The 6,925-nt window shown below is 64.3% G+C and carries 4 protein-coding genes and 1 pseudogene; 4 read left to right on the top strand and 1 reads right to left on the bottom strand.

Annotated features, from left to right (window positions below):
* Nucleotides 1-1,813: pseudogene (locus B5X69_RS22140) on the top strand (Tn3 family transposase); the annotation flags it as partial.
* Nucleotides 1,814-1,832: 19 nt separating this feature from the next.
* Here B5X69_RS22140 and B5X69_RS19910 read toward each other — a convergent pair.
* Nucleotides 1,833-4,802, bottom strand: a complete 2,970-nt coding sequence (locus B5X69_RS19910) for a Tn3 family transposase (RefSeq protein ID WP_060978499.1) — start codon at nucleotides 4,800-4,802, stop codon at nucleotides 1,833-1,835.
* 129 nt (nucleotides 4,803-4,931) lie between these two features.
* On the opposite strand from B5X69_RS19910, the gene B5X69_RS19905 reads away from it, so the two are divergent.
* Genes B5X69_RS19905 through B5X69_RS22135 form a run of 3 tightly spaced genes read left to right on the top strand, consistent with a single transcriptional unit; the run spans nucleotide 4,932 to nucleotide 6,896 of the window.
* Nucleotides 4,932-5,573 (top strand): recombinase family protein, encoded by a 642-nt coding sequence (locus B5X69_RS19905; RefSeq protein ID WP_066046204.1) that lies wholly within the window; start codon nucleotides 4,932-4,934, stop codon nucleotides 5,571-5,573.
* On the top strand, nucleotides 5,570-6,691 hold the full coding sequence (locus B5X69_RS19900) for a hypothetical protein (protein WP_020817427.1): 1,122 nt from the start codon (nucleotides 5,570-5,572) through the stop codon (nucleotides 6,689-6,691). Before B5X69_RS19905 ends, B5X69_RS19900 begins: the two co-directional genes overlap by 4 nt.
* Nucleotides 6,636-6,896 carry a replication initiator protein A gene (locus tag B5X69_RS22135; RefSeq protein ID WP_245798818.1) on the top strand — a complete coding sequence of 87 codons (261 nt, stop codon included), beginning with the start codon at nucleotides 6,636-6,638 and terminating at the stop codon, nucleotides 6,894-6,896. The genes B5X69_RS19900 and B5X69_RS22135 overlap by 56 nt, the downstream gene beginning before the upstream one ends.
* The last annotated feature ends 29 nt before the right edge of the window (nucleotides 6,897-6,925 follow it).

Here is a 6,925-nt window from a genome sequence, read left to right as displayed (position 1 = left end):
AAAGCCCTAAAGACGGTGCGCGAGCTGCAAGGCCATCTCCGGACGCTCACGGGATCTTGCCGGCTCCTCATCGACGCGCGCACCAAGGGCGTGGATTTTCTGGCGCAGATCGAGGCGCTGGACTGGCAGCGCTTCGCCGTGGCCGTCGAGCAGGCCGAAGTGCTCGGGCGACCGGAAACCGTCGATCGCACGGCCGAATTGATCGAGCGGCATCGCACTGTGAAGCTCTTTGCCGGTGCCTTTCTCAACACCTTTGAATTTCGCGGCGCCGGTGCGGTGCAGGGGCTCCTGTCAGCGCTGGCCATCATCGCGGAGCTCTACCAGACCGGCAAAAGGCGCTTGCCTGATCGCGTGCCGCTGCGCTTTGTGCCGTCCGCATGGCGGCCGTTCGTCCTGCGCGATGGCATCGTCGATCGTGCCGCCTATGAACTATGCGCCCTGTCGCAGCTACGTGAACGGCTGCGAGCGGGAGACATTTGGGTCGCGGGAAGCCGGCAGTTTCGCGATTTCGACAGCTATCTCATCCCGCCGGCGACCTTTGCGGCGCTTCACGAGAAGGGGCCTTTGCCGCTAGCCATCGAAACGGATTTCGAGCGCCATATCGAGGAAAGGCGCACCAGGCTCGACACGGCGATCGAACAGGTGACGATCCTCGCGCGTCAGGGCGAGCTGCCCCAGGTGAGGCTTGACGAAAACGGCCTCATCATCTCGCCGCTGAAGGCGGCAACGCCGCCCGCCACCGAGATTGCCCGTCGCGCCGCCTATGATCGACTGCCGCGCGTGAAGATCACCGATCTTCTGCTTGAGGTCGATGCCTGGACCGGGTTCAGCGAATGCTTCATCCACCGGCGTTCGGGTAGGGAAGCCGACGATCGCAATGCCCTGCTTACCGTCATCCTCGCCGACGGCATCAATCTCGGCCTCACGCGGATGGCGGAAACCTGCCGGGGCGCAAGTCTGCGTCAGCTCGCCCATCTTCACGACTGGCATATTAGAGCAGATTCCGATCCGATTGCATCGGCTCGACTGCTCTAAGTTTTTGTTTTGTCGCGTTTTCCGATTCAGCAGATGATTCCATCTGCTTGGAAAACGCTCTAGCGAGGCCGCTTATGGCGAAGCGCTGGGAAGGCTGATCGACGCCCATCGCGCCATGCCACTCGCCGCGCTGTGGGGAGACGGCACCACTTCGTCGAGCGACGGACAGCAATTTCACGCTGGCGGTCGTGGGGCCGCGATCGGCGACATCAACGCACGCAGCGGCAACGAACCGGGCGTCGCCTTCTACACCCATGTCTCGGATCGATATGATCCCTTCGCGAGCAGGGTGATCGCGGCGACTGCCGGCGAAGCGCCTTATGTGCTGGATGGCTTGCTGTATCATCAGACCGGCCTGACGATTGAGGAGCACTACACCGATACAGGCGGGGCATCGGACCATGTGTTCGGCCTCATGCCTTTCTTCGGCTACCGCTTCGCGCCGCGCCTCCGCGATATCAGGGAGCGTCGCTTGCACCTCCTGCCTGGCCAGGAATCTGGCCAGCTGCTCACTGGCATGACGGCCGAGCCGATCGCATTGGGTCATGTCGCCGCGCATTGGGACGAACTGCTGCGGTTCGCCACATCGATCCGCACCGGCACCGTCACCGCTTCGGCGATGCTCCGCCGGCTGTCCGCCTATCCCCGACAAAATGGACTGGCCCTCGCGTTGCGCGAGCTTGGCCGCCTCGAACGCTCGATCTTCATGCTCGACTGGCTGCGCGACATTGACCTGCGCCGGCGCACCCAGGCGGGCCTCAATAGGGGGCCGGTGAGAGAATGTTCGAAAACGTACGCTAAGCATCCCGACCGTTCCGATGGAGGCGGAGCGGCCTGAACCGCTCGCGGGGCTTGTCCATCTCGCTCCACAGATAGTCGCCAGTGAGGCCGATATGCTCCCAGCCCAATGGCGCGACATGGGCAAGCAGTTCGTCCAGCACCTCGACACCGCTGGCGCGCAAATGCCGGACGGCGCGGTCGAGATAGACGGTGTTCCAGAGCGTGACGGCCGCGGTGAGCAGGGTCAGGCCAGAGGCACGATGGCGCTGGTTCTCGAAGGTGCGGTCGCGCAGTTCGCCGAGGCGGTTGAAGAAGATGGCGCGGGCGAGCGCGTTGCGGGCCTCACCCTTGTTGAGGATGCTGCCGGTGCGACGCCGCTGTTCGGGATCGTCGAACCAGTCGAGCATGAACAGTGTGCGCTCAATCCGCCCGATCTCACGCAGCGCGCGGGCGACGGGGTTTTGACGCGGGAAACCCGCCAGCTTGCGCAGCATGACCGAGGCACTGACGGTGCCGGCGCGGATCGAGGCGGCGAGCCGCAGCGTCTCGTCCCAATCCTCTTCGATCGCGCGAACGTTGACCGGGCCCGCGACAAGTTGGCGCAGCGTCGGCCAAGGATCGAGCGACGACAGGCTATACAGGCGGCGTTCGTTGAGGTCGCGAATACGCGGTGCGAAGCGGAAGCCGAGCAGATGGCACAAGCCGAAGACATGATCGACCGCCCCGGCGGTATCGGTCGCATGTTCGCGGATCACCAGTTCACTCTCATGATCGAGCAGGCCGTCGAGGACATGCGCGGCCTCGCCAGCATTGGCGGCTATGACCTTGGTATGGAACGGCGTGAAGCGGTCGGTGACGTGGGTGTAGAACAGCACGCCGGGTTCGCTGCCGTAGCGGGCGTTGCGATCGGCGCGCGCCTCGCCCTGACCGCCGGCGCGGAAGAACTGCCCGTCCGAGGACGATGTGTCGCCCGGTCCCCAGACCTGGGCGAGCGGATGCGCGGTGTGGCAGTCTACGATCGCCGCCAGCGCCGACAGGTACGTTTCATCGCGCACATGCCATTCCGCAGTCCAGCGCAGGCGTGACAATGTCAGCCCACGCGAGCTTTCCGCCATGCGCCCGAGGCCGAGATTGGTCGCATCGGCGAGGATCGACCCCATCAGCGCGGACTGGTCAGAGGCCGGCTCGCCACTGCGGGCATGAACGAAACGGTCGGCAAAGCCCGACCACGCGGCGACCTCAACCAGCAGGTCCGTAATGCGGACACGCGGCAGCATCGCGTAGAGCCGGGCCTTCAGCGCCTCGGCATCGTCGGACGGAGATCGCCGGATCGGCGAGATCAACAACTGCCCGCGCTCGATCGTTACGTCGACCAGTTCGCCGGCCGCGGCTGCGCGCTCCACCTCGGTCATGCGCTGGGTCAGCATCGCGCGCCGTTCCTCATACCATTGAGAAAAACGGGACGGCACGGCGAGGCGCAGATCGCTATCGGTGCGCATCGTCTCAAAGGCGGGCACCGGCAGCAGGTAATCGTCCAGCGTGCGATAGGCGCGGCTGCCATCTACCCAGATGCTGCCTGATCCGAGCCGTTCGCGCAGGTGGACGATCACCGCGATCTCATAGGCGCGGCGGTCGATTGTCCCTTCGGCCGGCTGCACGACCTTGTGCCAGCGTGGCTTGATGAAGCTGGTCGGCACACGCTTCGGCAGGACCGATCGGCCGTCGCGGTACATCGTTCGCAGCGCCTCGATCGCGCCGAGCAGCGGATCGCCCGATCTCGCGGTCCGGAAGGTGAAGGCGGCGAGGAAGGTCGGGGCGAACCGCCGCACGGCAGGGTAGCGTTCGACCACTTCCTCCAGACCGTCATCGGCCGCACGCGTCAGATCCTCGGCGAAGCGGATGCTGCGTTCGAGCTGATCCCAGCCCACCCGGTCATCGATCGTGCGAAAGGCGTCGCGTCCGCTCGCGCGTGCATCGACCAGCAAGCGGCCGAGCCGGACATGAAAGCGCGCCGTGTCTTTCAGCATCCGTGCCTGCCCGAGCAGCCGGTCGGACCGGGTACGGTCGGCGCGGCGGAACAGCGCCCCCACCATCTTCTCGACCATGACCAAGGCGGCATCGGTCAGCGCCGCCTCCATCTCGATCATGGAGGCGACCAGCATCGCGAGTCGGCGCGGGCGTTCGAGACGCCGGAGGTGTTGCGCAGTGACGATGCCGGCGGTCCGGGCGATGACGGCATAGCGGGCGGCATGGATACGTCGTGCCCGATCGGTTGCGATCCCGATGCCGCGCACCGCGTCGAGCCGTTCGACGATCCCCTTCAGGTTCGACGCCGATGGCGCTTCCGGCCATTCGCGTAGCCATCCCAGACGGGTGCGACCATTGTCATCGGATGCGATCAGGCGTTCGAGTGCCGCTTCCTGATCGGCCGAGCAATCGCGGATCAGTCCGGCATGGGCGGCCTTGCGTGCATGGGCCCGCACGATGAGGGCGAGCCGTTCCAGCGTCGATGCCGCAGGCAGAACAATCCGGTCGAGCCGCAGGCGATTGACCATGCCGGCGACGATCGCCTCGCCCCGATCGGTCGAGGTGGCGATCTCTGATCCCAGTGCCAGCGTCGATCGTACGTCGATCCGGTCAAAGGCGCGCAGACCAAGATACGCTTCGATCTCGGCGCGATGCTCGCGCAGCGTCGTCGCACGGGCAGAATAGTCGGCGAAGTCGTCGATCCGGCAACCGATCTGGTCGGCGAGCAGCGACAGCATGAGGGCGGGCACTGCTTCACTCGGCAGCAGCGCACGCCCCGGATGACGCAGGTAGCAGAGCTGCACGGCATAGCCGAGCCGGTTCGCTCTGCGCCGACGACGCGCTACCTGCGCGAGGTCATCGGGGCCGAGAGTGAAGAGCCGCTCGATCGTCGCGCTGTCAGAAGGCGGATCGAAGATCACAGCGCGCTGCGCAGGCGATAATATTGTTCTGGACGGCATCGGCTTCCTGTTTGTCACGCAACAGGGATGTGGCCCTGTTCATGGAGCATAGACGAGGAGACGGGTTATGTGACATTATGCAGATTGATCGACGGGCAATGCCGCTCCGTCACGCAGACGGACGTATATGTGACAACGCAGCTCGGTTACGCGCGAGTGTCCAAGGCGGATGGCAGCCAGGTTCACGACCTTCAGCACGACGCGCTGGTCGCGGCCGGCGTCGATCCCGAGCATATCTATGAGGATGCCGCGTCGGGCCGGCTCGACAAGCGGCCGGGGCTGGATGCCTGCCTGAAGGCACTGCGCCGTGATGACACGCTGGTCATATGGAAGCTCGACCGCCTCGGTCGCGACCTGCGCCACCTCGTTAACACAGTCGGCGACCTGACCAAGCGTGGCATCGGCCTCAAGGTGCTGGCCGGCGAAGGCGCGTCGATCGACACCACCACCGCCAACGGTCGGTTGATCTTTGCGATTTTTGCCGGCCTCGCCGAGTTTGAGCGCGAGTTGATCGTCGAGCGCACCCGCGCCGGTCTGGAATCGGCACGTGCGCGCGGCCGACATGGCGGTCGCCCGTTCAAGATGACGCCCGCCAAACTGCGGCTTGCCCAGGCGGCTATGGGCAAACCCGAAACCAAGGTCGCCGAGCTGTGCGCCGAGCTGGGCATCACGCGTCAGACGCTCTACCGGCATGTTACGCCGAACGGAGAGATCAGGACGGACGGACAGAAGCTTCTCGCTCGAAAAGCGCGCCCATCGATCAAGGCATGACGAATTTGAACAATCTCACGTTCGTATTCATCGGAGGGGAGCATCAGGTCCTGCATCTCGCGCCGGTCGCCGCAGAACTTAGCCTGAGCCATCCGGATATCACGGTCCGCTGCATCTGCGCCGACGACCGCACCGCCGCCGCCTTGCGCGCAGTGGCTGCGGCGATGAGAGCCAGCACGATGACCGTGACGCAGATCGCCTGGCCTTGGGCGGGCAGGATTGCAGCGCGCATAACGGGCAGCCGCTCGGCGGCGAAGGGGCCCCTGCTGGCGCGGATCCGATGGCAGGCCCGCAAGACCCAGGCCATCATCGTTCCCGAGCGCACCTCTGCGGCGTTGCGATGGCTCGGATGGAAGCGTCCGCTGGTACATTTCCGCCACGGCGCTGGCGACCGTGCACCATCCTCCGAAGCCAAGCAGAGAGCCTTCGATGCCATCTTCGTTCCCGGACAGAAAGACATCGAGCGTGCCGTCGCGCAAGGCCTCAGCCGTAAGCGGCTTTCGGCCGTGGGCTATATAAAGATCGACTATTTGCAGGCCTTGCCCACCGGACCGCGATTGTTCGACAACGATCGCCCGACCGTCTTCTACAACCCTCATTTTGATCCTGCGCTGTCCTCGATCGGGATCGCTCGCGATGTCATCGCCCGTTTCCGCCAACAGGAGCGGTACAACTTGGTCTTCGCCCCTCATGTCCGCGCGTTCGAAAACCTCGATCCGATCGCGCGAGCGCGGTGGCTGGAACTTGCCGTGCCAGAGCACATCGCGGTCGATCTGGATTCTCCCAAGCTGTTCGACATGAGCTATGCGCGGGCCGCCGACATCTATCTGGGCGACATGTCGAGCCAGCTTTACGAATTCCTCGCTAAGCCGCGGCCCGTCGCTTTCGTGAATGCGCATGGCGCTAACTGGCAGGACGATCCAAGGTACGCTGGTTGGCATCTGGGAGAGGTCGCATCAGGTGCTGACGATGTGCTTGCTGCAGTAGATCGAGCCTTCGAACGGCATCCCGACATGATCCAAAGACAGGCGAAAGCGACAGCGTTCGCGTTCGGCCGCTACGATGGCGCAATCAAACGGGCCTCATACCAACTGCTCCACACCCTGCAATCGCTCTGATCCCTTAGCGTACGTTTTCGAACATTCTCTCACCGGACCCCTCACCCGCCTGCGCGGGACCACGGTGCGGACCAATATTCAAACGGGCGGTGTCGAAGAAACGCGGATTTTCGGCCTGATCGAAGAGGCCAAGATCACGCGCAAGACGTTCGATGGCCGGATGCTCGATCTCGAAATCACCCTGTCGGATTGGGTCTATCGCTAGGTCATCAGAAAGAAAGTCCTGACGCTCCA

Source organism: Sphingopyxis flava (assembly GCF_900168005.1).
GTDB lineage: Bacteria > Pseudomonadota > Alphaproteobacteria > Sphingomonadales > Sphingomonadaceae > Sphingopyxis > Sphingopyxis flava.
The sequence above is the reverse complement of the archived record's forward strand: the minus strand, read 5'-3'. Positions and strand labels throughout refer to the sequence as shown.

What these genes read in the sequence shown, in the direction of transcription:
- B5X69_RS19910 (WP_060978499.1), bottom strand. Translation starts at nt 4,802, where the DNA reads ATGCCGTCCAGAACAATATTATCGCCTGCGCAGCGCGCTGTGATCTTC.
- B5X69_RS22135 (WP_245798818.1), top strand. Translation starts at nt 6,636, where the DNA reads ATGGCGCAATCAAACGGGCCTCATACCAACTGCTCCACACCCTGCAAT.
- B5X69_RS19900 (WP_020817427.1), top strand. Translation starts at nt 5,570, where the DNA reads ATGACGAATTTGAACAATCTCACGTTCGTATTCATCGGAGGGGAGCAT.